Raw genomic sequence first — 24,797 nt, 5'->3', positions numbered from 1 at the left:
CCTTAATAAGCGCGCAGTGTACGGAAAACCGAGGCCAGTTTGCTGGCATCTTTGATACCCGGTTCCGACTCCACGCCTGAATTAAAATCGAGTCCGGCACAGCCGGTTTTGGCCGCCTGCACGCAATTGTCTGCGCTCAGGCCACCAGCAAGAATCACATTATCCAGCGGTTCGCCTGCCAGTAACGACCAGTCGAAACTTTTACCGCTGCCGCCATGGCCGTTATCAAACACATATTTATCAACCTGCTGAAAGCGCCGAGCGGGCAGGCTGTCGCCAACGCTGAGCGCTTTCCAGATTTGCGTCTTCGCCGGCAGACGCTCGCGCAGTGAATCGATATAGGCCTGGTCTTCATCGCCATGCAGTTGGACGGCAACCAGATTCAGTGCGTTAACTTTCGCCACCACCTCTTCGGGCGCGGCATTACGGAACACACCGACATATTGCAGCGGCGCGGCCTGCATCACCGTTTGTGCTTGCGCTTCCGTTACGGCGCGCGGGGAACTGGCAACGAAGATCAAGCCGCCATAAATTGCACCGGCCTGATGTGCCGCCTGCGCGTCCTCTGGACGTGTCAGCCCGCACACTTTGTTTTCACCCAGCAAAACGCGTTTCACCGCTGCATCGAGATCGTCATGGGACATCAGCGCGGAGCCAATCAGGAAACCATTGGCAAAATGGCTGAGCTCACGCACTTGAGCATAGGTATTGATGCCAGATTCGCTGATGACCGTCACACCTGTGCCAAGGCGCGGTGCGAGCTCACGGGTGCGGTTCAAATCGATGGAAAGATCGCGCAGGTCGCGGTTGTTGATGCCGACGACTTTCGCTTCCAGTGCGATAGCGCGTTGCAGCTCTTCTTCATTACTGACTTCTGTTAGCACGCCCATATTCAGGCTGTGCGCGACGGCGGCAAGCTGGCGGTACTGCTCATCGTCGAGTACCGAGAGCATCAGCAGGCACGCATCTGCCTGGTAGTGACGCGCCAGGTAAATCTGATAAGCGTCGATAATAAAATCTTTGCACAGGATTGGCTGCGGCGCGATGGCGCTGACAATCGGCAGAAAATCAAAACTGCCCTGGAAATATTTTTCATCCGTCAGCACGGAAATCGCTGACGCATGATGTTTGTAGATAGCCGCAATGCGCGCCGGGTCAAAATCATTGCGGATCACGCCCTTTGAGGGCGAGGCTTTTTTGCACTCCAGGATAAACGCTGTTCGCGTACCTTGCAGGGCATCGTAGAAGCGACGCGTGCTTGGCTGGACTTCATTCTGAAAGCTGGCCAGCGGTTGTTGCTCCTTGCGCGCCGCTACCCATACGGCTTTATCGGCGACGATTTTCGCTAAAACGGTCTGCATTTTTTACCCTCTTGCCGCAAGTGCGGTGACTTTGTCGTAGGCTGCTCCGCTGTGCAGCACATCCAGAACTTTTTGCGCGTTGGCTTGTAAATCTTCTTCGCCGTGCAGACGCATCAGCATGGCGACATTGGCGGCGACGGCGGCTTCATGCGCGGCCTCACCTTTACCCTGGAGTAAGCGTGTCAGAATGTCACGGTTTTCTTCCGGTGTCCCGCCAGCCAGCGCCTCCTGATGGTATGGCGTCAGGCCAAAGTCTGCAGCGGTCAGTTGGTAACTTTTAATTTCGCCATCGTTCAGCTCGGCAACCAGTGTAGGGGCATGCAGTGACACTTCGTCCATGCCGCCGCTATGAACAACCGCTGCACGCTGATAACCGAGTACGCGCAGGGTTTCGGCAATCGGCAGCACCAGCTCCGGACTGTAGACGCCGATCAGCGCCAGCGGCGGATGCGCCGGGTTGATCAACGGGCCGAGCACGTTGAACAGAGTACGGGTTTTCAACTGCTGGCGTACCGGCATTGCGTGGCGAAAACCGGTGTGATACTTCGGCGCAAACAGGAAACAGACGCCCAGCTCATCCAGCGCGGTACGCGATTTATCTGCATTCATATCCAGATTGATACCAAATGCCGCCAGCAAATCCGATGAGCCGGAACGGCTCGAAACGCTGCGATTGCCGTGTTTGGCGACTTTCAGGCCGCAAGCAGCAGCGACAAATGCACTGGCGGTGGAAATATTGATGCTGTTGCTGCCGTCGCCGCCGGTGCCAACGATATCGGCAAAAGCATAGTCCGGACGCGGGAATGGCGCGGCATTCTCCAGCAGTGCGGTGGCGGCTCCGGCAATCTCGTTGGGATGCTCACCGCGAATTTTCATACTCACCAGCGCGGCCGCCAGTTGTTCCGGCTTCAGCTCACCGCGCACCACCGCAGAGAAAAGCTGGTGGCTCTCCTGCTGGCTGAGTGTTTGCGCCTGATAGAGTTTTTCCAGAATCGGTTGCAGCGTATTCGTCTGCTCCAGTTTTTGCAGCGCCCAGGCCAGCGTTTGCTCAAGCAGACGAGCACCTTGCGTGGTCAAAATCGATTCCGGGTGGAACTGGAAACCACAAACGCGATCGGCGTCGTGGCGTACTGCCATCACCATGCCGTTAAAATGGGCATTGATGGTTAATCCCGCCGGGATGTTGCTGCCCACCAGCGAGTGGTAACGCGCAACGGGAAGCGGATTGCTTAAGCCCGCGAACATGGCCTGGCCATCGTGCTCAATGCTTGAGGCTTTGCCGTGCAGGATTTCACCTGCCTGGCCGACGTAGCCGCCATAGGCTTCAACAATCGCCTGGTGGCCGAGGCAGATGCCGATAATTGGTAACTTGCCGCGCATCCGCGTCAGCAGCTCCGGCATGCAGCCCGCTTCAGAGGGGGCGCCAGGGCCTGGCGAGAGCATCAGCACCGGGTTTTGCATTGTCTGAAGGCGGTCAATCAAGGTTTGCGCCGGAACATGGTTACGGTAAATCACTACGTTATGTCCGCTCGCACGCAGCTGATCCGCCAGGTTGTAAGTAAAGGAATCGATGTTATCAAGCAGCAGAATGTCAGCCATCAGAAAGTCTCCTGAGCGTGGTGTGCGGTGGCGATAGCGCGCAGAACCGCGCGGGCTTTATTACGGGTTTCATCGGCTTCAGATTGCGCAACGGAATCCAGCACGACACCCGCGCCGGCCTGTACCGTTGCCACACCGTCCTCCACCCACGCAGAACGAATCACGATGCAGGTATCCAGATCGCCATGTGCGGTGAAATAACCCACCGCGCCGCCGTAGCTACCGCGTCGTGTGCCTTCCGCTTTGGCGATTAATTGCATTGCGCGCACTTTTGGCGCACCGCTCAACGTCCCCATGTTCATGCAGGCGCGGTAGGCGTGCAGAACATCGAGATCCTGACGCAGCTCGCCCACCACGCGTGAAACCAGGTGCATCACGTAGGAGTAGCGATCGACTTTGGTTAAATCGGCGACATAGCGGCTGCCGGGTGTGCAGATGCGCGCCAGATCATTACGCGCCAGATCCACCAGCATTAAGTGTTCTGACAGCTCTTTGTGGTCGGTACGCATCTCCAGTTCAATGCGGCTATCGAGATCGCGATCCAGTGAACCATCCGGGCGGCGTCCGCGCGGACGTGTGCCGGCGATAGGGTAGATCTCAATCTGGCGGTTGCTGGCGTCGTATTTCAGCGAGCTTTCCGGTGAGGCGCCGAACAGGGTGAAATCATTATCCTGCATAAAGAACATGTACGGACTGGGGTTGCTCTTCTTCAGCACTTCGTAAGCTGCCAGCGGTGAAGGGCAAGGCAGGGTGAAACGACGAGACGGTACTACCTGAAAAATCTCGCCCGCGCGAATCGCTTTTTGCATTTCGCGAACCACTGCGCCGTACTCTTCATCACTCTGGTTGCAGTCGCAGCGCATATGCTCAACTTTTTCGACCGGCAACGTCCCGGCCGGGCGATCCAACTGCTGACGCAGGGTGTCGATTCGCTGGAGCAGACGGTCTTTTTCCTGTGCCGAAGGGGTAAACAGGCTGGCCTGGATACGCGTTTGTTGTTTCTGGTGGTCGATCACCAGTAAGGTTTCGGCGAGATAAAAGCAGTAGTCCGGGCAACGGCGATCGTGCGTAAGCTGCGGCAAATCTTCAAAACCGGCTACCAGGTCATACGCGAACAAGCCGCCGAAAAACATGGCTTCGCGTTCATCGGAAGGAACGTCGACCAGATTTTGTAATAAGCGAAAAGCATCAAACACAGAGAGCGAGCAGAGGCGGGCGTCTTCGTCCAGCAGGCTGCTGACCGGCGGGAATCGCAGTTCGCGCCCATTGGACAGCAAGGTGTTTTCCACCCCGGCAGGCAGCGCGTTATCGAGCAGATCCAGAAGTGCTGCGCCATTTTCGGTTAATGCGGTAATGGTGACAGTGTCACCAAGCGCGGTGATACGTAACGCACTATCAACCAGCAACAGGCTTTTTAAGTCACTTTTACTATCAATATCCGCTGATTCCAGCAGCAGGGTTGCCGGGCGGGCACCGCATAATTGATGGAACAACGCCGTCGGGTTACTGCGATAGCTGGCGTTACTGGTCAGAAGCTCGAGTGCTGGTTTTTGCGTTTGCATAGTCGCTCTCATTATTTATTTTGTTCAAAAAAAAGCCCGCTGGGTGAGCGGGCCTGGTATCGGTATGCTGAATGCGCACGTGATCTCACAGCCCTTATCAGGGAGTGCGCCACCAGCGAGTAACAGAGAAATGTGCATTCATGTTTGCGATACCTTGTTGTGTGAACTTGCGTACTAGTTAACTGGTTCAGGAAAAGAAAGTCAACCTCGAATTCAGAAAATATTCTCTGGACTGTATGATAGGCGACAAACCGACGTCCTGATGAATTAGCGGAGCCGCTTTGAGCGACACGAATTACGCCATTATTTACGATCTTCACAGCCATACGACGGCCTCTGACGGTCTGCTTTCCCCCGAACAACTGGTGCATCGCGCGGTAGAAATGCGCGTCGGTACGCTGGCGATAACCGACCACGATACCACCGATGCCATTCCTGCTGCCCGTACGGAAATTGTCCGTGCCGGGCTGGATTTGCAGCTTATCAGTGGCGTAGAGATTTCCACCGTCTGGGAAAACCATGAAATACATATTGTTGGTCTGAATATTGATATTGACCACCCGGCGCTGCGCACTTTTTTGCAGGCGCAATCTGAACGCCGGGTTCAGCGGGCGAAGCTGATTGCTGAGCGTTTAGAAAAAGCGCACATTCCCGGTGCGTGGGAAGGCGCTCAACGGCTGGCGCAAGGAGCGAACGTAACACGTGGACACTTTGCGCGTTTCCTGGTGGAACAGGGCAAAGCGAGTAATATTGCCGATGTTTTTAAAAAGTATCTTGCGCGGGGGAAAACGGGATACGTTCCTCCCCAGTGGTGTACAATAGAACAAGCTATTGATGTGATTCATCATTCTGGCGGAACGGCGGTAATGGCCCATCCTGGTCGTTATAACCTTTCTGCTAAATGGCTGAAAAGGCTGCTGGCGTATTTTGCACAGTGCGGCGGTGAGGCGATGGAAGTCGCCCAATGTCAGCAGGCTCCCAACGAGCGAACGCAGCTTGCCGCGTATGCCCGTCAGTTTGGTTTACTGGCGTCGCAAGGTTCTGATTTCCATCAGCCTTGCCCATGGATTGAACTGGGGCGCAAACTCTGGCTTCCGGCCGGTGTTGAGGGCGTATGGCTGAAATGGGAGCAGCCGCAACAGAACAGAGAGAGGGAAGTATGAGTCAATTTTTTTATATTCATCCGGAAAACCCCCAGCCACGGTTGATTAACCAGGCGGTAGAAATTGTGCGTAAAGGCGGGGTCATCGTGTATCCCACCGATTCCGGTTATGCGTTGGGCTGTAAAATTGAAGACAAAGGGGCGATGGAGCGTATTTGCCGCATTCGTCATCTGCCGGATGGTCACAACTTCACGCTGATGTGCCGCGATCTATCGGAGCTGTCGACGTATGCATTTGTCGATAACGTGGCTTTTCGTCTGATTAAAAATAATACGCCTGGCAACTACACGTTTATCCTGAAAGGGACAAAAGAGGTGCCGCGCCGTTTATTGCAGGAAAAACGCAAAACGATAGGCCTGCGCGTTCCGTCAAACCCTATTGCACTAGCCCTTCTGGAAACGCTCAACGAACCGATGCTGTCCACTTCGTTAATGCTGCCGGGCAGTGATTTTACTGAATCCGATCCGGATGAAATTAAAGATCGGCTGGAAAAAGTGGTGGATTTAATTATCCACGGTGGCTATCTCGGCCAACAACCGACGACGGTAGTCGATTTAACGGAATCGACACCCGAGGTTATTCGCGAAGGGGTTGGTGACGTTAAGCCTTTCTTATAGTGGGGCAAGCCGCTATACGACGCGGCTATTTCAGCAGCGGCTTCGCCGACCTGATGACCCTATTCGCCGCCTGTGAAGGCGCATAAGTAAGATATTAAATCATCTACAATCATTTATTTAATAACTTCGGTTAATGACTGTTACACACCTTGTGTGACAGCCATTAGCCACATCTTCACTCTCAATATGTATGTACACCTTTACCTGCTGTTGTATATTTTCTTTGGTTTGGTTTGGTTTGGTTTGGTTTGGTTTGGTTTGGTTTGGTTTGGTTTGGTTTGGTTTGGTTTGGTTTGGTTTGGTTTGGTTTGGTTTGGTTTGGTTTGGTTTGGTTTGGTTTGGTTTGGTTTGGTTCCGTACTCAATATTACAATCAATAAACAATAAGACCTTATTGCTCAGGAACTGTTAGATACACGTTTTATTTATCCTGAATAACCTTAAATTAATCCCAGTAAATCAAGGGTGAGTATAGTTATCAGGCAGGAGGAGGCTGTCCACCAGGTAACTGAACGGGGTTATTCCATCGTTGAAGTATTTAGTTAACTCGGCGTGTCGGCTCATAACCTTTATAAATGGCTCCGGCATGGATGCTGTGAAAATCCCCGGCCTTTAGGTCGGGGAACATGTTTAGAATTAATAATATAGAACAACCTATAGCATATAATAAGGTGTTTTTGTATCCCATTCGATTATTTCAGAGCTAAGCCACGAATAACCCTCTGGAATTTCATAATTGTATTTTTTTATGAATTTTTTTAACTCAGCAACAGTAGGATACCTCTCCATTACTGCAGCCATACGAGATATGGCACCTTCAAACTTATCCTGCACTGTTATTTCAATAGAATTAATTTGAGGTTCTTCTGTGAACGTTCGACTTTCTCTATCCCAGGGCTCATTAGCAACAAATGGCATTGATTTTATTGCTCCTACGCTATGGAAAAAGGAGTTGTCTGCGACAACGTTTACTGCCCATTCGTTAAACCTACTTTTACTGCGAATATTTCTTAAGTCTCTGAATACAGGGCTATGAGCATATCCCAGTTGATTTATTTGAATCGCAGAAGATACATCACCGCTATGTAATAAGCTCTTGACAGTGCTAAGATACGTTGCGTTATCGTTAGTTGCATCTGGATTCTTTATTACACCTTTTGTTCCCGTTCCCGAATGAGCTTTATGGGCGATATCATTTTCCTGGTATGCCACCGCCTGACCTTCAATAAAACCGCTCCCTTTATCCATATCATAGTGAGGCGATATGTTGGCATAACGCTTAAACTCTCTTGGGGCGCCTGCAATAAGCAGGTTGTTTGGAATAATATGTTCAGAAGAAGTAAGAGGTCTTTTTTGGCCTTTAATAATTTGAGTCGATGGGACGGCTCTTTGATATTTATTCTCTATATATTCATAAGCCCTTTTTACTTCTCTTGCCCTGTTTGCATGAGTGCCTTCCTGAGCCGCCGTAATTCGTTTTTCAGTTACTGAGCTCAGTGGTATTCCTTCAATCGGCGATAACCCCATAACGTCGTGATTGGTGATCGGATTATTTCGCACCATCCTGAACAGGTTCAGTCCGTCCACCGTGCCCGCCGGGTCAGCACTCAGCCAGCGGCCAGCCCACGGCTGGTAGTACCGGTATCCATAGTAGTACAGCCCGGTTGCGTCACGCTCCTTGCCCGAATAGCGGATGGTTTTGTACTCCGCCTCCACGGCGCTGCGCGCCGTCCACACCGCCGTGCCCCCGTACGGGTAGTACTCCTCATTGCTGATGACGTTACCGTCACCGTCCAGCTCCAGTAAGCTATTTCTGGTCAGGTCATCGTAGCTATAACGCAGCATGTCATCGGCGATACCATCCGGTTTCCCGCTCACCCAATGCAGTACCCGTACCTGCGCCCGGCCCGCTCTGCCAGCGGTAATTATATGAAGGCTTTCCGTTTCCGAACTGCCGTTTGCCGTGCTGCGCAGCTCCAGCCCCGGCAGATACACCACCCGCTGTGTCTGCGTGCTGTTGCCGCTCTTCTGCACGCTGACCTTCAGGATACGCAGACTGCCGGCATCGTAGCGGTAGCTTTCCCGGTCAGCCGTATCGCCTTCACGCACCACCGGCGTCACCTTCAGTAACTCATTACGTGGCGTCCAGACCAGTTCCTGCCCGGGCTGCAGCAGTTTTTGCTGCCCGCCTGCCGTGAAAAGAGCATCCACGTCTGCGGCGTTTTCGGTCAGCGTGCTCAGCACGCCGCGGTTACTTTTATCGGAGACCGTGATATCCGTGGTGTAACTGTGGTTCGTGGCCGGGGCGCTGTGGCGCAGCTGCGTCAGGTTGCCGGCGCGGTCATAGTGGTAGGTGCGGGTATATCCGGTATAGGCGGAGCTGTCTGCGGGAAGGGGAACGGCGAGGGAGGGGGCGTTGCTGCTCTGCTGACCAGCGCTTGCCATCTCGCGGCCGGTAGCGCTGACCATCTGGTAGAGGCTGTCGTAGGCATAGGTGTTTTCGGGCACCACTTTCTGGTTGCGCCAGAAACGGGTCTCCTCCGCATCGTTGGTGACATTCAGCACATTGCCCACTGGGTCCCAGGCATACCGCAGGTCCTGCAGCACCTTTGCCCCTGCTGCGTGTCCGGCCGGTCGTTCAGTTTTCATCCCGATCAGGCGCTGCGTCTCCGGCTCGTAGGTCCAGGTGGTGACCACGCCGTTGCCGTGCTCCTCGCGCAGCTTCTGTCCAGCGGCGGACCAGGTGACGGACTTCAGGATAACTTGCCTGATACCGCTGTCTTTCAGCTCCAGCCACCGCCCCGAGAGCTGGCCGGCCACATCGTACGCCACGCTCCGGATGTTACCGGCGGCATCAGTAGTGGTCAGCACTGCGCCAGTGGCATCTGCCGTGCTCAGGGTGATATACGTTCCGCCGTCCAGCAGGTCGTTCCAGGCGGACGCATCCGCACCCTGCCAGTCTGCCGGGGTGTCGGGATTATCCGCATCCTTCAGCAGGTGGCGGGTGACCGAGAGGGTCGTGCCGGTCACGGCGATACTGTCAGTCTGTACCAGACCGGCAGTGTCATAGTGGCTGATGCACTGCCCGGCGAGGTTCAGGTTCTTCTCCGCGCTGCTGCCACCAGCATAGATGAAGCGCTCCGTCACCCGTGCGGCCCCGCCGGTCACCTGATCGGTCACTGCCAGCAGGCGACCCGGCAAGGAGGCATCTTCATACTGCCAACGACGAGTCACGGTCTGGCTTCTGTCTTCCGTACCATTGCTGTCGGTGCTGATATCGCTGACCACCGTGAACGGCCGTCCGGCGGCATCGTTCAGGCTGATGGTGGTACCGGCATCGGCGCTTACGGTGCGCAGGACAGCGCCGGCGAGGTCGGTCAGTAAGGTAAAGTTTGCCAGCCCGGCGTCGTGCAGGCGCGGGTCGGCGCTTCGCGTCAGGTTGCCTGGGAGACTGTACTGATGGCGGGTGATACGCTCATCCGTAACATCCGGGGAGTCGGGGTGGCGGTGGTAGGCGAGGGTGCGTACGGTCAGCCCGCGGTTGTCGAGGACCGTGACGGTCGGGGTTTTGCTGAACAACGATGTGCTCATGGCATTCTCCTGTGTATGTTATGCAGCCAGTCAGGCTGCTAAGAAAATCATACAACACTATGAGAATTTAGCCTGGGTAGGCCCTTTCAGGGCAGGATGGAGAAAGCTGATGGTATATACATTTCGTTTGCGGTTATTGTGAGCCCGGCGAAATGGATTGCGAACCGGGCAGAATAAAAGCGATAGATTTCCAGAACATAGTCTTGCAGCAGGCTCGTTCAGACGTTCGGGGGGATTGTCTGGCGTGGAGCGGTGTTGGTCCTTCCAGCCCGCACGCCGCTGGACCGATGAAAGCAGGCAAACAACTCTCGGTTGACTTTATTGAACGTGGGCTGCTCTCCAGGGCGACATCCGGCTTTATGTGTCAGGGGGTATGCTCACCCGCAGGCGAATGATGTTTGGCGCGACCAGTTGAATTTGTGTGTGACCGTGTTGTAGAAGGCACCGTTGCTGAGCCGCCTGATTGCGGCATCCTGCAGATCCTGCTGAGGGAGGACGGACGAAACGCTTACTGGCCGAATTAAAGTTTAGGGCGCGCCGCGACCATGCCGAACCGGCGCGGCCGTCCGGCTACTGCAAGTGCGGTAGTTATAATTTTCCCCGTTATTCACTGAACTTATCCAAGATCTTTAATGAAACTCAGTAGGTCAAATGTCCATCTTCCGGATAATCGATACAGAATCAAAAGAGACGATCACGATTCACTTGCTAAGATGGTCAAGCGGATTTCATATCTTGCCGAGCATCGCGGGGAATAATCTAAGGGCAAAAGGCAACAATCATTTCCACTTCAAGGGTTCAAAACTTGTTGAATCATTTAGTCTAGAGTTAGTGTAGTATGTGCGCCCTCGAATCATTGTGTGACATATTGTTTGCCATGCTGTGTACCATGTAATAGTTGCATATCAATGAATTAAGTTGTTATTGGTGCTAATTCATTGTTTTTGAAAGTATATTAGACGCCTGTGAAGGCGACACCTGAAGGAAGCTCTATGAGCGAGAAACTACAGAAAGTGCTGGCGCGAGCTGGCCACGGTTCCCGCCGTGAAATCGAATCTATTATTGAGGCTGGCCGCGTAAGCGTGGACGGCAAAATCGCCACACTGGGCGATCGCGTGGAAGTGACGCCTGCTCTGAAAATCCGTATCGACGGTCACCTTATTTCGGTGAAAGAGTCCGTGGAGCAGATCTGCCGCGTGCTGGCGTACTACAAACCGGAAGGCGAACTTTGTACGCGTAACGATCCGGAAGGGCGCCCGACAGTTTTTGATCGTCTGCCGAAACTGCGCGGCGCGCGCTGGATCGCGGTAGGTCGTCTCGACGTAAATACCTGCGGCCTGTTGCTGTTTACTACCGATGGTGAACTGGCGAACCGCCTGATGCACCCGAGCCGTGAAGTTGAGCGCGAATACGCTGTCCGTGTCTTTGGCGAAGTTGATGACGCGAAATTGCGCGATCTGGCGCGCGGCGTGCAGCTGGAAGATGGCCCGGCGGCGTTCAAAACCATCAAGTTCAGCGGTGGTGAAGGCATTAACCAGTGGTACAACGTCACCCTGACCGAAGGGCGCAACCGTGAAGTGCGTCGCCTGTGGGAAGCGGTTGGTGTTCAGGTCAGCCGCCTGATCCGCGTACGTTACGGTGATATTCCGCTGCCAAAAGGTTTGCCTCGCGGCGGCTGGACGGAACTCGATCTGGCGCAAACCAACTACCTGCGCGAGCTGGTGGGGCTGGATGCGGAAACGCAATCAAAAGTGGCCGTGGAGAAAGATCGCCGTCGCATGAAAGCGAATCAGATCCGCCGTGCGGTGAAACGTCACAGCCAGCCGGCTGGCAAGTCCGGTGGTGGTCGTCGCCCCGGCAGTACGCGTAATAAAAACGACTGATCTTAATAAAGAATAAGAGAAAAGGGGCGAAAGCCCCTTTTTTGTTGCTAACCGAAAACCCTGGATGTGGATCTGGCTTGGTTCAGCCTGATCGCTTGTGTGAAATCTCACGCGCTGGCAGGAGCTGCCTGTTAAGGTTTCAGGCCCTTATCCCAGAGCAAAAAAGCGCTGCCTTCGATGACGGTGCACTTACGTTGCGTCAGTAATCGATACCTTGTTGGGCTTTTACACCTGCTTCAAAAGCGTGTTTCACCGGACGCAATTCGCTGACGGTATCCGCCAGATCAAGAATATCGCGGTGGCAGCCGCGTCCGGTGATAATCACCGTCTGGCTTGCCGGACGTTTGCGTAATGCGTCCAGTACCGTTTCCAGCGGCAGGTAATCATAGGCCACCATATAGGTCAGTTCATCCAGCAACACCATATCCAGCGCGGGATCTGCCAGCATTCGTTCGGCATGTTGCCAGACCGCCAGACAGGCAGCGGTGTCGCTTTCACGGTTTTGCGTATCCCAGGTAAAACCGGTTGCCATCACCTGGAATTCCACGCCCAGCGGTTCCAGCAGGTTGCGTTCGCCGTTTGGCCAGGTCCCTTTGATAAACTGAATGGCACCGACTTTTTTACCATGCCCGACTGCGCGTGTTGCCGTACCGAATGCGGCGGTGGTTTTCCCTTTACCGTTTCCGGTAAAGACAATAATGATCCCACGCTCATCCTGTGCGGCAGCGACGCGCGCGTCGACACGCTCTTTTACGCGCTGCTGACGCTGCTGATATCGTTCTTCGCTCATTGTGAAATTCCTGGTTTGCGACCCGGTTGGGCATCAAAACTCATACCGGTTTTACGGCGGCTGTCATCGCCCATCAGCCACAGGTAAAGCGGCATAATATCGGCGGGGGTTTTCAGTTTTTCTGGATCTTCTGTCGGAAAGGCGCTGGCGCGCATTTTGGTGCGCGTACCGCCAGGGTTAATACAGTTAACCCGCACGCGGTTTTGATACTCTTCGGCCAGCACCTGCATCATCCCTTCGGTGGCAAATTTCGACACAGCGTAAGCGCCCCAGTTCGCACGTCCCTGGCGTCCAACGCTTGAAGAAGTGAAAACCAGAGAGCCGCAATCCGATTTAAGTAATAAAGGAAGAAGCGCCTGGGTGAGATAAAAGGTGGCGTTCACGTTGACCTGCATTACCTCGTTCCAGACTGCCGGAACTTGCTCGCTCATTGGCGATACATCCCCGAGTAAACCGGCATTGTGCAACACACCGTCCAGGCGTGGCACCGAGGCTGCAATGGCATCGGCCAGTTGCTGGCACATTTCCGGGGTGCAGTTTGCCATATCAAGGGTAAACCACTGCGCCTGCTGGCCTTCTTGTTCAACCTCGCGCGCAACCTGCTGCAGTTTCGCTTCGTTTCGGCCCAGTAGAATGAGGCTCGCGCCATGGCGGGCGTAGGTCAGCGCCGCTTCTTTGCCGATGCCGTCGCTGGCACCGGTCACCAGAATGATGCGATCGTTTAACAAATCGCGTTGTGGCTGATAATGCACTCTCTCTCCTCAGGCCGGGGCCTGTTATCGCCTTCACATGTTGGCTTTATGCCTTAAACAGAGGGCTATTTCAATCAGCCTGCGGGAAGGTTGCGCAACCTTTACGAAAAAATTCAGCAACATGGCACATTGTACCAATGGCTTACGCGAGACGTGTCAGCATCGCTCATGTACACTGGTGCGATTGTCGAGTGGTGTAATCGAGGTGGTATGCATGGAATTACTGTCTGAGTATGGCCTGTTTCTGGCCAAAATCGCGACCGTCGTCGTGGCGATTGCCGTTGTGGCCGTGCTGATTGTCAATCTGACACAGCGCAAACGCCAGCGGGGAGAACTGAAAGTCACCCGTTTGAGTGAGCAATATAAAGAGATGCAAGAAGAGATGTCAGTCTCCTTGCTGGATGACCACCAACAGAAACGTTGGCACAAAGCGCAGAAGAAAAAACTGAAGCTGGAAGCTAAAGCGGCAAAAGCGAAGGCGAAGGCCGGCGAACAGCAAGAACAAGGCACACCGCGCGCCTATGTGCTCGATTTTAAAGGCAGCATGGACGCGGGGGAAGTCAATGCATTGCGTGAAGAGATAACGGCAGTGTTGGCGGTAGCAACGCCGCAGGATCAAGTCGTTGTGCGCCTGGAAAGCCCGGGAGGTGTGGTACATGGCTACGGTCTTGCCGCTTCCCAGTTACAACGTTTGCGCGACAAGCATATCCCACTGACTATCGCCGTCGACAAAGTGGCTGCCAGCGGCGGCTATATGATGGCTTGTGTGGCCGATAAAATTGTCGCGGCACCGTTCGCGATCATTGGTTCTATCGGCGTGGTGGCGCAGATCCCCAACTTTAACCGCTTTCTTAAAGGCAAAGAGATCGACATTGAGCTGCACACAGCGGGTCAGTTCAAACGAACTCTGACACTGCTTGGTGAAAACACGGAAGAAGGGCGGCAGAAATTTCGCGAAAGCCTGAACGAAACTCACGATCTGTTTAAAGGTTTTGTTCACCAGATGCGACCCGAACTGGACATTGAAAGCGTGGCGACGGGCGAGCACTGGTATGGCTCCCAGGCGCTTGATAAAGGATTGATCGACGCCATTGGCACCAGCGATGATCTGCTGCTCGGGCTTATCGAAGATCACGAAGTGATTGGCGTGCGCTATCAGCAGCGTAAAAAACTGATGGAACGATTTACGGGCAGTGCGATGGAGAGCATCGATCACTTGCTGATGCGCTGGTGGCAGCGCGGGCAGAAACCGATGATGTAAAAAAACGCGAGGCTCGGGCCTCGCGTTTTCTTTAGTCGATCAGATGATATTTTTCAGAAAGTTCATGCGCTAAGTATTTGAACATGTTGAATACCGCAGTGCTTTTCGCCGTCGGCAAGCCTTGCTCATCAAGAAAATACTCGCCGCTGAAAACCAGCACGCCGTTACGCTGACTGACGCCGGTTGCGACGATACCGGATAGTGTATCTTCATGCTCACTGATCAGTTTATTAGCCAGTTCAAGCAGAGACTGGCGATCGATTGGCTGAGATGTCTCTTGCATTTTTCCACTCCTTAAAAAATTTCGTCAGTTTACCGCTGGCCCGGTTCAGGGGCAAATTTTCCCTGTTTTTGCAAGGGCTTTGCCCGGTCGTTGTGCTGGCGTGATCCGCTTTTGCATGCTAATAAAGTTGCGTAACAAATTTTATCAGGTACAGTGTGACGCTTTCGTCAATCTGGCAACAGATTTGCTTGACATTCGACCGTATTATCGTTGTGCCACTCCGCCCTGGCGCGAAAAAGCCTGTAAACTCAGTCACCTGAACGCTCCGTTTTACGCGCTTTGTTAAAAAAAGGGTTGATATCCATTGACGCCGCCGCAATATTGAATGCTCGTCGCCGGTGGGTTTGAAGCGACATGCGACGAATTTCTGGAAGAATTTAATTAGGTAAAGGTGAATATGGGTAAAGCTCTCGTTATCGTTGAGTCCCCGGCAAAAGCCAAAACGATCAATAAATATCTGGGTAATGACTATGTGGTTAAATCCAGCGTTGGTCATATCCGTGATTTGCCGACCAGTGGATCAGCACCCAAAAAGAGCGCAGACTCAGCCTCCGCCAAAACGGCTAAGAAGCCTAAAAAGGATGAACGTGGCGCTCTTGTCAATCGTATGGGGATCGACCCATGGCATAACTGGGATGCACACTATGAAGTGCTGCCAGGTAAAGAGAAGGTGGTTTCCGAGCTGAAATCGCTGGCGGAAAAAGCCGACCACATCTATCTCGCAACCGACCTTGACCGCGAAGGGGAAGCCATTGCGTGGCACCTGCGGGAAGTGATCGGCGGCGATGAGAAACGCTACAGCCGCGTAGTGTTTAACGAAATTACCAAGAATGCGATTCGTCAGGCCTTCGAAACGCCGGGCGAACTGAATATTGACCGTGTGAACGCTCAACAGGCGCGCCGTTTTATGGACCGCGTTGTGGGTTACATGGTGTCTCCACTGTTGTGGAAGAAAATTGCCCGCGGTCTCTCCGCTGGCCGTGTGCAGTCCGTAGCCGTGCGTTTGGTTGTTGAGCGCGAACGCGAAATTAAAGCGTTTGTGCCGGAAGAGTTCTGGGAAATTGACGCTGCCACAGCAACGCCTGGTGGCGATACGCTGCCGTTGCAGGTGACCCATGAAGGTGATAAAGCCTTCCGCCCGGTTAATCGCGAGCAAACCATGGCGGCGGTCAGCCTGCTGGAAAAAGCGCGCTATACGGTGCTGGAGCGGGAAGATAAGCCGACCAGCAGCAAACCGGGTGCACCATTTATTACCTCTACGCTGCAACAGGCCGCCAGTACGCGTCTGGGTTTTGGCGTCAAGAAAACCATGATGATGGCGCAGCGTTTGTATGAAGCGGGTTACATCACCTATATGCGTACCGACTCGACGAACCTGAGCCAGGATGCCGTGTCGATGGTTCGCAGCTACATTACTGATAACTTCGGTAAAAAGTACCTGCCGGAAAACGCTAATCAGTACGCCAGCAAAGAGAATTCTCAGGAAGCGCACGAAGCCATTCGTCCTTCTGATGTCGCGGTGTTAGCTGAATCGTTAAAAGACATGGAATCCGACGCGCAGAAGCTTTATCAGCTGATCTGGCGCCAGTTTGTCGCCTGTCAGATGACGCCTGCTCAGTATGATTCCACCACGCTGACAGTGGGCGCGGGCGATTTCCGTCTTAAAGCCCGTGGTCGCATCCTGCGTTTCGATGGCTGGACAAAAGTCATGCCTGCGCTGCGCAAAGGCGATGAAGATCGTACGTTGCCGGCGGTGAATAAGGGCGATGTTCTTTCGCTTATAGAGTTAACACCGGCACAGCACTTTACCAAGCCACCTGCGCGTTTTAGCGAAGCTTCACTGGTAAAAGAGCTGGAAAAACGCGGTATTGGCCGCCCGTCTACTTATGCGTCGATCATCTCGACCATTCAGGACAGGGGTTATGTGCGTGTTGAAAGCCGCCGTTTTTATGCGGAAAAAATGGGTGAAATCGTTACCGATCGTCTGGAGGAAAATTTCCGCGAGCTGATGAATTACGATTTTACCGCACAGATGGAAGACAGCCTCGACCGCGTGGCGAACCATGAAGCGGAATGGCGCAAGGTGCTGGACAGCTTCTTTGGCGATTTTTCTCGCCAACTGGAACAAGCTGAACAGGATCCTGAAGCTGGCGGTATGCGTCCGAATCAGATGGTGCTGACCAGCATCGATTGCCCGACGTGTGGCCGTAAAATGGGTATTCGTACCGCCAGTACCGGGGTCTTCCTCGGCTGTTCCGGCTATGCGTTACCGCCGAAAGAGCGCTGCAAAACCACCATTAACCTGGTGCCGGAAAACGAAGTGCTCAACGTGCTGGAAGGCGAAGACGCGGAAACTAACGCGCTGCGCGCCAAACGCCGTTGCCAGAAATGTGGTACGGCGATGGACAGCTATCTGATCGATCCGAAGCGTAAACTGCATGTCTGTGGTAATAACCCGACCTGCGATGGTTACGAGATCGAAGAGGGCGAATTCCGCATCAAAGGGTATGACGGCCCCATCGTTGAGTGTGAAAAATGCGGTTCTGAAATGCACCTGAAAATGGGGCGTTTTGGTAAATACATGGCTTGCACCAACGACGAGTGTAAAAACACGCGTAAGATCCTGCGTAACGGCGAAGTTGCACCGCCGAAAGAGGATCCGGTGCCGTTGCCTGAGCTGCCATGTGAAAAATCGGATGCCTATTTTGTTCTGCGTGATGGCGCAGCCGGGGTGTTTCTCGCGGCGAATACCTTCCCGAAATCTCGCGAAACACGTGCGCCGCTGGTAGAAGAACTGTACCGCTTCCGTGACCGTCTGCCGGAAAAATTGCGTTATCTTGCAGACGCACCGCAGGAAGATCCGCAGGGCAATAAAACCATTGTGCGTTTTAGCCGTAAGACCAAGCAGCAATATGTTGCTTCGGAAAAAGACGGGAAAGCGACCGGGTGGTCAGCGTTTTATATCGACAATAAATGGACTGAAGCTAAAAAGTAGCTTTTTCAGCCATATACCTTCAGGGGCCGGTTTTCCGGCCCTTTTTATTTGCGCGTTATTATTCTTTGTTCGCTGCTATACACGGAAGCTATAAATGATATAGTTGTTATAGCTAACCGCTTTTTTATTATCAAATCGTATTAAGCGATAACCCCGTTTGCGTACTTCGGATGGTCTGTTATGAAACTACAGCAGCTTCGTTATATCGTCGAGGTGGTGAATCACAACCTCAACGTCTCTTCCACGGCGGAAGGGCTCTATACCTCTCAGCCTGGCATCAGTAAACAAGTCCGCATGCTGGAAGATGAACTCGGCATACAAATCTTCGCCCGCAGTGGCAAACATCTCACTCAGGTGACGCCCGCTGGCCAGGAGATTATCCGCATTGCGCGTGAAGTATTATCCAAAGTTGATGCCATTAAATCGGTGGCAGGGGAACACACCTGGCCGGATAAGGGCTCGCTGTATGTTGCGACCACGCATACACAAGCGCGGTATGCATTGCCTAATGTGATCAAAGGGTTTATCGAACGCTATCCGCGTGTTTCATTGCATATGCACCAGGGATCGCCAACACAGATTGCAGAAGCGGTTTCTAAAGGCAATGCTGATTTTGCCATCGCTACCGAAGCGCTGCATTTATACGATGATCTGGTGATGTTACCGTGCTACCACTGGAATCGCTCAATCGTTGTGACACCCGATCACCCGCTGGCATCTAAACAGTCCGTCAGTATCGATGAGCTGGCGCAATATCCGCTGGTGACTTACACCTTCGGCTTCACCGGCCGCTCGGAGCTCGACACGGCGTTTAATCGTGCAGGGTTGACGCCACGAATCGTTTTCACCGCCACAGATGCAGACGTTATCAAAACGTATGTCAGACTGGGGCTGGGAGTAGGGGTTATTGCCAGCATGGCGGTGGATCCGATCTCCGATCCGGACCTGGTTAAACTGGATGCTCATGAAATCTTCAGCCACAGCACCACCAAAATAGGTTTCCGTCGCAGCACCTTCTTACGCAGCTATATGTATGATTTTATTCAGCGCTTCGCGCCACATTTAACGCGCGATGTTGTCGATGCAGCTGTGGCGTTGCGTTCTAATGAAGATATAGAAGCGATGTTTAAAGATATTAAGTTGCCGCAGAAATAATGCCGTAGGGTATCTTATCGCCCGAAAAGATACCCATAATGTCTCCTAAAGCCAAATTAAAATTATCTTCATCTTTGATACAATCACCTTTGCGGGTGATTGCCTTCACAATTTTAACGCCGACACTGTCACTATTTAGCGACAAAAATAGAAACTAAATTGCCGCTCTGCAAATTTATTACTTCAATAATTTATTTCGGGTCAAAAGATTAAATATTTCTTTGGAATTGGTGAGTAAATTCACTGGATTTTCGGCTAAAGTTCTTTTAGGATTTGTCTCATCTCATGATTAATTACACCGATTGTTGGTACCCAAAATGATAAGTGATGTCGATTGTACGAGGTTAGCAATGCCATCAGGAAGTGAAGAGCCGCAAAGGGACCCTGAGCTTAAGCGTAAAGCCTGGCTGGCGGTATTTCTTGGCTCTGCCGTGTTTTGGGCAGTCGTTGCGTTATTGATCTGGAAATTCTGGGGTTAAAATGGCTATAGCAGGTCGATTCGAACCGGTTAAGCAAGTATGTCAATTACATGACACACCAGCTAAAGCGAAAAAGAAACCTGTGACCTCTATTCCGGCTTCCTGGAAGCTGACGCCGCAGCAGCAAGCTTTTATTGACGCCTTCTCTGAAGACGACTTCAAAAAACAATAAATATATCATCAGAATAAACGTGGGAAATTATCCCGGCTATTCATTGATGTGCTCTTTTGTACTCTTTAATTAATACACAGCATAAATGAATTGAGTAATGACTCAGTTTTAATGAATAGATTTTCTGGTAATAAATTTATGAGTAATGATTGCGGAATGAAATATTGGTCGTGGTTAGCCGCTTTTTCTGTTTCCATCCTTTTCTGGGGACAGGTTGTCTGGGCTACCCTTTGATAATGAATTGAAAAACCTCGCATCTGCGAGTTTTTTTTATACCCCTTCTCCTGAAAGATTTTCCCTTTTGTAGCAATTTTGGTTGTTATCAAAACGTTACGATATGTTTGTGTTATCTTTAATTACAGACCCTGAAGAGCATCAGGGTAAGCAATCCCTGTAATTAAGGAGGAGCACATGTCGTCAACCCTACGTGAAGCCAGTAAGGACACGTTGCAGGCAGAGAACAAAACTTATCACTACTACAGCTTGCCGCTGGCCGCTAAACAACTTGGGGATATCTCACGACTACCCAAGTCGCTAAAAGTTTTACTGGAAAATCTCCTGCGCTGGCAGGACGAGGAATCCGTCACTGAAGAAGATATCCGTGCCCTGGCCGGTTGGCTCGACAGTGCGCACGCCGATCGCGAAATCGCTTATCGCCCTGCAAGGGTCCTGATGCAGGACTTTACCGGTGTTCCTGCCGTCGTTGACTTAGCGGCGATGCGTGAAGCGGTGAAACGCCTTGGGGGCGATACCGCCAAAGTGAATCCGCTATCCCCGGTTGATCTGGTGATTGACCACTCTGTTACCGTTGACCACTTCGGGGACGATGATGCCTTCGAAGAGAACGTCCGCCTTGAAATGGAACGTAACCATGAGCGTTATGTTTTCCTGCGCTGGGGGCAGCAAGCGTTTAGCCGTTTCAGCGTGGTGCCGCCGGGGACAGGAATATGCCACCAGGTGAACCTCGAATATCTCGGCAAAGCGGTCTGGAGCGAATTGCAGGACAAAGAGTGGGTTGCCTATCCGGACACACTTGTCGGCACTGACTCTCACACCACCATGATTAATGGCCTCGGTGTGTTGGGCTGGGGCGTGGGAGGAATCGAAGCTGAAGCGGCGATGCTTGGGCAACCGGTCTCTATGCTGATCCCTGATGTCGTTGGCTTTAAACTGAGCGGTAAATTGAGAGAAGGGATCACGGCAACCGATCTGGTGCTGACGGTCACGCAAATGCTGCGTAAACACGGCGTTGTCGGTAAATTTGTTGAGTTTTACGGCGATGGCCTTGATTCGCTGCCGCTTGCCGACCGTGCCACCATTGCCAATATGGCCCCGGAATATGGTGCAACCTGCGGCTTTTTCCCTATCGATGGTGTGACGCTCGATTATATGCGCCTGAGTGGACGCAGCGAAGAGCAAGTCGCGCTGGTTGAGGCTTATGCAAAAGCACAAGGTATGTGGCGTAATCCGGGCGATGAACCCGTCTTTACCAGCACCCTTGAACTGAATATGCAAGATGTTGAAGCAAGCCTCGCCGGGCCAAAACGCCCACAAGATCGTGTCGCGTTGAGCGATGTGCCTAAAGCCTTCGCCGCCAGCTCGGAACTTGAACTGAACACGGCGCAAAAAGATCGTAAACCGGTCGATTATGTATTGAACGGACATAAATATCAGTTGCCGGATGGCGCAGTGGTAATTTCTGCGATCACCTCTTGCACCAATACTTCCAACCCCAGTGTGTTGATGGCCGCCGGCCTGCTGGCTAAAAAAGCAGTCACCGCCGGGCTCAAACGTCAGCCGTGGGTGAAAGCGTCGCTGGCCCCTGGCTCGAAAGTGGTTTCTGACTATCTTGCACAGGCGCGATTAACGCCTTATCTGGATGAACTGGGCTTTAACCTTGTCGGTTATGGCTGTACCACCTGTATTGGTAACTCCGGGCCGTTACCAGAGCCTATTGAACAGGCGATCCGTGAAGGCGATCTGACCGTTGGTGCGGTGCTTTCGGGCAACCGCAATTTCGAAGGGCGTATTCACCCCCTTGTAAAAACGAACTGGCTCGCGTCACCGCCGCTGGTGGTGGCTTATGCGCTGGCGGGCAATATGAATATTAACCTCGCCACCGACCCGCTCGGTCATGACCGGAAAGGTGATCCGGTCTATTTGAAAGACATCTGGCCAACGAGCAGTGAGATTGCCCGCGCGGTTGAGCAAGTCTCTACTGAGATGTTCCGCAAAGAGTATGCCGAGGTGTTTGAAGGCACGCCGGAGTGGAAGGCGATTGAGGTTGAACGCTCCGATACTTATGGCTGGCAGAATGACTCGACTTACATCCGGTTATCACCATTCTTTGAAGATATGCAGGCGCAGCCGAAACCGGTGGAAGATATTCATGGCGCGAGGATCCTGGCCATGTTGGGCGATTCGGTCACCACCGACCATATTTCGCCAGCCGGTAGCATCAAAGCGGACAGCCCGGCAGGTCGCTATTTGCAGAGCCATGGCGTTGAGCGCCGGGACTTTAACTCCTATGGCTCGCGACGTGGCAACCATGAAGTGATGATGCGCGGAACATTCGCTAATATCCGCATTCGCAACGAAATGGTACCGGGTGTAGAAGGTGGCATGACGCGTCATTTGCCAGGCTGTGAAGTGGTCTCTATTTATGATGCCGCTGTACGCTATCAGCAAGAGGGCACGCCGCTGGCGGTGATTGCCGGCAAAGAGTATGGTTCTGGCTCCAGCCGTGACTGGGCGGCGAAAGGGCCGCGCTTGTTGGGCGTTCGTGTGGTCATTGCTGAATCCTTCGAGCGTATTCACCGTTCCAACCTGATTGGTATGGGGATCCTGCCGCTTGAGTTCCCACAAGGTGTGACACGAAAAACGCTGGCACTGACGGGAGAGGAAAAGCTCGACGTTACCGATCTGCAAAACATCACGCCGGGTGGAACGTTAGCCGTGACGTTAACCCGCGCCGATGGCAGACAGGAGACGCTGGCTTGCCGCTGTCGCATTGATACGTCGACGGAGCTTACCTATTACCGCAACGACGGCATTCTGCATTACGTGATCCGTAATATGTTGAACTAAAAACAAAGGCCTGCATTTGCAGGCCTGTTTCATCACCGATGGGGCGCTTATTTCAGCAGGTGCCCCATTTTTTCAGCTTTGGTATCCAGATAGTGCGCGTTTTTCGGGTTACGCCCGACAATCAGCGGTACGCGCTCCACAATGTTGATTCCCGCTTCGGTAAGAATTTCAACTTTTTTCGGATTGTTGGTCAGCAGACGAACTTCGTCTACTGCCAGCAATTTAAACATATCTGCGCAAAGCGTGAAGTCGCGTTCATCGGCAGCAAAACCCAACTGATGGTTCGCTTCAACGGTGTCATAGCCCTGATCCTGCAGTGCATACGCGCGGATTTTATTCAGCAAACCGATGTTACGACCTTCCTGGCGATGATAAAGCAGTACGCCGCGGCCTTCTTCTGCAATGTGATTGAGCGCCGCTTCAAGCTGAAAACCACAATCACAGCGCAGGCTGAACAAGGCATCGCCGGTCAGGCATTCGGAGTGAACGCGTGCAAGTACGGGCAGTTGCCCGGAAATATCACCGAAAACAAGGGCAACATGATCCTGCCCGGTTGCCAGTTCTTCAAAACCCACCATCAGGAAGTCGCCCCATGGGGTTGGCAGTTTGGCTTCTGCCACACGTTTAAGTTGCATGTGAATCTCCGGATTTTTAGTGGTGCACTGCGCACCTTTAGCCTGTTGGCCTTCTGTATAACCTCATTTTGCCACAATGCATTAAGCATCGCCTACTGGTGACCCACGCATTGCCGTTTAAACGCACAAATGCGTAGGTTTCTGCGGAAATGTTATTTTTCAGTTATATTGGTTCGCGAAATCAGAAGGAGAAAAGATGCTTTCCATTGCAATGCGAACAACAGCAGGCGCGGCGATTCTATTGATTATGCCGCTGATAATGTGGATTTCCGGCTGGAACTGGGAGCCGGGGCAAACCCGCTGGTGGCTGCATTTTTTATACTGGTTAACAGAAACCGTCACCCAACCGTGGGGAATTATCACGCATGTTGTATTGTGCGCGTGGTTTCTCTGGTGCCTGCGTTTTCGCCTCAAAGCTGCGGTGATGCTGTTCGTTATTCTTGGTTGCGCGATTCTGGCAGGACAGGGGGTTAAATCCTTTGTCAAAGAGCGTGTTCAGGAACCGCGACCTTTCGTCCTTTGGCTGGAAAAAACGCACGATGTTCAGGCCGAACAGTTCTACACTTTGAAACGTAAGGATCGGGGAGAATTAGTGAAAAAACAACTCTCCAGCCAGCATGATATTCCTGGGTTTTTACGTAAACACTGGCAAAAAGAGACAGGTTTCGCTTTTCCCTCCGGACATACCATGTTTGCCGCAAGTTGGGCATTACTAGCCGTTGGGCTGCTGTGGCCACGCAGACGGACATGGACGATTGCTGTGCTGCTTGTGTGGGCGACAGGTGTGATGGGTAGCCGACTGCTGTTAGGCATGCACTGGCCGCGCGATTTGGTAGTCGCAACGTTGATATCCTGGTTGCTTGTGACGCTGGCGACCTGGCTTGCCCAGCGCATTTGTGGCCCGCTCACGCCGCCTGCGGAAGAAGTACCGGAAATCATTGCCCGCGATCAAGAGGGTTGATTTCCGCTGTTTCGCCCGCAAATCAGATTTTAACATCATGCATTTCCATTTCGCGCCGGGCGCTAAAATGGTAGTTTATAGGGCTGAATGCAGTCGTTGCATATAAATTCATCGCTCGGCAGCACATAACGGGACGTAATGTGAAATATTTACTCATTTTCTTACTGGTGTTAGCGATTTTTGTTGTGTCGATTACTCTTGGCGCGCAAAACGATCAGCAAGTCACGTTCAACTATTTGCTCGCACAGGGTGAATACAGGATCTCCACGCTGCTGGCCGTGCTGTTTGCTGCTGGTTTTATTATCGGCTGGCTGATTTGCGGCCTTTTCTGGCTACGCGTTCGCGTTTCTCTGGCGCGCGCCGAACGTAAAATCAAACGTCTTGAGCACCAGCTTACCCCTGCCACAAATGTTACGGTTGCAACCGGCTCAACGGCAGTGAAGGAATAATAT

Annotated in this window: 20 protein-coding genes and 1 other annotated feature; of the genes, 12 read left to right on the top strand and 8 right to left on the bottom strand. The window is 52.7% G+C overall.

Features of this window, described 5'->3' with window-relative positions; all coding sequences use genetic code 11:
- Positions 1-2: 2 nt before the first annotated feature.
- From trpCF to ACFX4U_RS03310, 3 genes are read right to left on the bottom strand one after another with little or no spacing between them, the layout of a single operon-like run.
- Positions 3-1,361, bottom strand: a complete 1,359-nt coding sequence (gene trpCF, locus ACFX4U_RS03320; RefSeq protein ID WP_313507576.1) for a bifunctional indole-3-glycerol-phosphate synthase TrpC/phosphoribosylanthranilate isomerase TrpF — start codon at positions 1,359-1,361, stop codon at positions 3-5.
- Positions 1,362-1,364: 3 nt separating this feature from the next.
- A complete protein-coding gene (gene trpD / locus ACFX4U_RS03315) occupies positions 1,365-2,960 on the bottom strand; it encodes a bifunctional anthranilate synthase glutamate amidotransferase component TrpG/anthranilate phosphoribosyltransferase TrpD (RefSeq protein ID WP_313507577.1) in 1,596 nt (531 codons plus the stop codon).
- Positions 2,960-4,522 carry an anthranilate synthase component 1 gene (locus tag ACFX4U_RS03310; RefSeq protein WP_313507578.1) on the bottom strand — a complete coding sequence of 521 codons (1,563 nt, stop codon included), beginning with the start codon at positions 4,520-4,522 and terminating at the stop codon, positions 2,960-2,962. The genes trpD and ACFX4U_RS03310 overlap by 1 nt, the downstream gene beginning before the upstream one ends.
- Positions 4,523-4,548: 26 nt before the next feature.
- Positions 4,549-4,643 (bottom strand) — a sequence feature (Trp leader region).
- A gap of 160 nt (positions 4,644-4,803) precedes the next feature.
- Here ACFX4U_RS03310 and rnm point away from each other — a divergent pair.
- Both rnm and ACFX4U_RS03300 read left to right on the top strand, forming a co-directional pair.
- Positions 4,804-5,685: an RNase AM gene (gene rnm, locus ACFX4U_RS03305; protein WP_305735927.1), complete on the top strand. Its 882-nt coding sequence runs from the start codon at positions 4,804-4,806 to the stop codon at positions 5,683-5,685.
- Positions 5,682-6,302: an L-threonylcarbamoyladenylate synthase gene (locus ACFX4U_RS03300; RefSeq protein ID WP_016495863.1), complete on the top strand. Its 621-nt coding sequence runs from the start codon at positions 5,682-5,684 to the stop codon at positions 6,300-6,302. Before rnm ends, ACFX4U_RS03300 begins: the two co-directional genes overlap by 4 nt.
- Before the next feature lie 653 nt (positions 6,303-6,955).
- On the opposite strand, the gene ACFX4U_RS03295 is transcribed toward ACFX4U_RS03300, so the two are convergent.
- Positions 6,956-9,892, bottom strand: coding sequence for an RHS repeat-associated core domain-containing protein (locus tag ACFX4U_RS03295; protein WP_313510570.1), 2,937 nt, complete (start codon positions 9,890-9,892; stop codon positions 6,956-6,958).
- 992 nt (positions 9,893-10,884) lie between these two features.
- Here ACFX4U_RS03295 and rluB point away from each other — a divergent pair.
- Positions 10,885-11,775 (top strand): 23S rRNA pseudouridine(2605) synthase RluB, encoded by an 891-nt coding sequence (rluB, locus tag ACFX4U_RS03290; RefSeq protein WP_017457185.1) that lies wholly within the window; start codon positions 10,885-10,887, stop codon positions 11,773-11,775.
- Between the two features lie 199 nt (positions 11,776-11,974).
- Here the strand turns inward: rluB and cobO are convergent, their stop codons facing one another.
- Positions 11,975-12,565 (bottom strand): cob(I)yrinic acid a,c-diamide adenosyltransferase, encoded by a 591-nt coding sequence (gene cobO, locus ACFX4U_RS03285; protein WP_305735932.1) that lies wholly within the window; start codon positions 12,563-12,565, stop codon positions 11,975-11,977.
- Positions 12,562-13,317, bottom strand: coding sequence for a YciK family oxidoreductase (locus ACFX4U_RS03280; protein ID WP_305735933.1), 756 nt, complete (start codon positions 13,315-13,317; stop codon positions 12,562-12,564). Before ACFX4U_RS03280 ends, cobO begins: the two co-directional genes overlap by 4 nt.
- 214 nt (positions 13,318-13,531) lie before the next feature.
- Here ACFX4U_RS03280 and sohB point away from each other — a divergent pair, with 214 nt between their 5' ends.
- The gene (sohB, locus tag ACFX4U_RS03275; protein ID WP_313510573.1) at positions 13,532-14,578 is read left to right on the top strand and encodes a protease SohB; all 1,047 of its coding nucleotides are present in this window, start codon (positions 13,532-13,534) and stop codon (positions 14,576-14,578) included.
- A 31-nt stretch (positions 14,579-14,609) separates the two neighbouring features.
- Here the strand turns inward: sohB and ACFX4U_RS03270 are convergent, their stop codons facing one another.
- On the bottom strand, positions 14,610-14,861 hold the full coding sequence (locus ACFX4U_RS03270) for a YciN family protein (protein ID WP_131413342.1): 252 nt from the start codon (positions 14,859-14,861) through the stop codon (positions 14,610-14,612).
- A gap of 397 nt (positions 14,862-15,258) precedes the next feature.
- Here ACFX4U_RS03270 and topA point away from each other — a divergent pair, with 397 nt between their 5' ends.
- The 6 genes from topA (at position 15,259) to acnA (ending at position 22,749) form a co-directional block, all read left to right on the top strand.
- The gene (gene topA / locus ACFX4U_RS03265; protein WP_289891751.1) at positions 15,259-17,856 is read left to right on the top strand and encodes a type I DNA topoisomerase; all 2,598 of its coding nucleotides are present in this window, start codon (positions 15,259-15,261) and stop codon (positions 17,854-17,856) included.
- Between the two features lie 180 nt (positions 17,857-18,036).
- Complete coding sequence (gene cysB / locus ACFX4U_RS03260; RefSeq protein WP_016495871.1) at positions 18,037-19,011, top strand: HTH-type transcriptional regulator CysB; 975 nt, start codon at positions 18,037-18,039, stop codon at positions 19,009-19,011.
- A 317-nt stretch (positions 19,012-19,328) separates the two neighbouring features.
- Positions 19,329-19,490 carry a YmiA family putative membrane protein gene (locus tag ACFX4U_RS03255; protein ID WP_082071763.1) on the top strand — a complete coding sequence of 54 codons (162 nt, stop codon included), beginning with the start codon at positions 19,329-19,331 and terminating at the stop codon, positions 19,488-19,490.
- 1 nt (position 19,491) lies between these two features.
- Positions 19,492-19,662, top strand: a complete 171-nt coding sequence (locus tag ACFX4U_RS03250; protein WP_249881735.1) for a hypothetical protein — start codon at positions 19,492-19,494, stop codon at positions 19,660-19,662.
- Between the two features lie 138 nt (positions 19,663-19,800).
- Positions 19,801-19,896 (top strand): small membrane protein YmiC, encoded by a 96-nt coding sequence (gene ymiC, locus ACFX4U_RS03245; RefSeq protein WP_313510583.1) that lies wholly within the window; start codon positions 19,801-19,803, stop codon positions 19,894-19,896.
- Between the two features lie 177 nt (positions 19,897-20,073).
- The gene (acnA, locus tag ACFX4U_RS03240; RefSeq protein ID WP_313510580.1) at positions 20,074-22,749 is read left to right on the top strand and encodes an aconitate hydratase AcnA; all 2,676 of its coding nucleotides are present in this window, start codon (positions 20,074-20,076) and stop codon (positions 22,747-22,749) included.
- A gap of 47 nt (positions 22,750-22,796) precedes the next feature.
- On the opposite strand, the gene ribA is transcribed toward acnA, so the two are convergent.
- Positions 22,797-23,384 carry a GTP cyclohydrolase II gene (ribA, locus tag ACFX4U_RS03235; RefSeq protein WP_016495874.1) on the bottom strand — a complete coding sequence of 196 codons (588 nt, stop codon included), beginning with the start codon at positions 23,382-23,384 and terminating at the stop codon, positions 22,797-22,799.
- A gap of 196 nt (positions 23,385-23,580) precedes the next feature.
- Here ribA and pgpB point away from each other — a divergent pair, with 196 nt between their 5' ends.
- Together pgpB and ACFX4U_RS03225 are read left to right on the top strand one after the other, a co-directional pair.
- Entirely contained in the window at positions 23,581-24,345 is a 765-nt protein-coding gene (gene pgpB / locus ACFX4U_RS03230; protein WP_016495875.1) for a phosphatidylglycerophosphatase B, read from the top strand.
- 140 nt (positions 24,346-24,485) lie between these two features.
- Positions 24,486-24,794: a LapA family protein gene (locus ACFX4U_RS03225; protein WP_017457195.1), complete on the top strand. Its 309-nt coding sequence runs from the start codon at positions 24,486-24,488 to the stop codon at positions 24,792-24,794.
- Positions 24,795-24,797: the final 3 nt, after the last annotated feature.

Origin of the sequence: Kosakonia sp. YIM B13588, assembly GCF_042788165.1 — a bacterium.
GTDB lineage: Bacteria > Pseudomonadota > Gammaproteobacteria > Enterobacterales > Enterobacteriaceae > Kosakonia > Kosakonia sacchari.
This window is presented reverse-complemented; position numbering and strand designations above follow the sequence as displayed.

Bases quoted from the DNA above. Each gene is read 5' to 3' on its own strand.
- trpCF (WP_313507576.1), bottom strand. From the start codon at position 1,361: ATGCAGACCGTTTTAGCGAAAATCGTCGCCGATAAAGCCGTATGGGTA.
- trpD (WP_313507577.1), bottom strand. From the start codon at position 2,960: ATGGCTGACATTCTGCTGCTTGATAACATCGATTCCTTTACTTACAAC.
- ACFX4U_RS03310 (WP_313507578.1), bottom strand. From the start codon at position 4,522: ATGCAAACGCAAAAACCAGCACTCGAGCTTCTGACCAGTAACGCCAGC.
- ACFX4U_RS03300 (WP_016495863.1), top strand. From the start codon at position 5,682: ATGAGTCAATTTTTTTATATTCATCCGGAAAACCCCCAGCCACGGTTG.
- ACFX4U_RS03295 (WP_313510570.1), bottom strand. From the start codon at position 9,892: ATGAGCACATCGTTGTTCAGCAAAACCCCGACCGTCACGGTCCTCGAC.
- rluB (WP_017457185.1), top strand. From the start codon at position 10,885: ATGAGCGAGAAACTACAGAAAGTGCTGGCGCGAGCTGGCCACGGTTCC.
- cobO (WP_305735932.1), bottom strand. From the start codon at position 12,565: ATGAGCGAAGAACGATATCAGCAGCGTCAGCAGCGCGTAAAAGAGCGT.
- sohB (WP_313510573.1), top strand. From the start codon at position 13,532: ATGGAATTACTGTCTGAGTATGGCCTGTTTCTGGCCAAAATCGCGACC.
- ACFX4U_RS03270 (WP_131413342.1), bottom strand. From the start codon at position 14,861: ATGCAAGAGACATCTCAGCCAATCGATCGCCAGTCTCTGCTTGAACTG.
- topA (WP_289891751.1), top strand. From the start codon at position 15,259: ATGGGTAAAGCTCTCGTTATCGTTGAGTCCCCGGCAAAAGCCAAAACG.
- cysB (WP_016495871.1), top strand. From the start codon at position 18,037: ATGAAACTACAGCAGCTTCGTTATATCGTCGAGGTGGTGAATCACAAC.
- ACFX4U_RS03255 (WP_082071763.1), top strand. From the start codon at position 19,329: ATGATAAGTGATGTCGATTGTACGAGGTTAGCAATGCCATCAGGAAGT.
- ACFX4U_RS03250 (WP_249881735.1), top strand. From the start codon at position 19,492: ATGGCTATAGCAGGTCGATTCGAACCGGTTAAGCAAGTATGTCAATTA.
- ymiC (WP_313510583.1), top strand. From the start codon at position 19,801: ATGAGTAATGATTGCGGAATGAAATATTGGTCGTGGTTAGCCGCTTTT.
- acnA (WP_313510580.1), top strand. From the start codon at position 20,074: ATGTCGTCAACCCTACGTGAAGCCAGTAAGGACACGTTGCAGGCAGAG.
- ribA (WP_016495874.1), bottom strand. From the start codon at position 23,384: ATGCAACTTAAACGTGTGGCAGAAGCCAAACTGCCAACCCCATGGGGC.
- pgpB (WP_016495875.1), top strand. From the start codon at position 23,581: ATGCTTTCCATTGCAATGCGAACAACAGCAGGCGCGGCGATTCTATTG.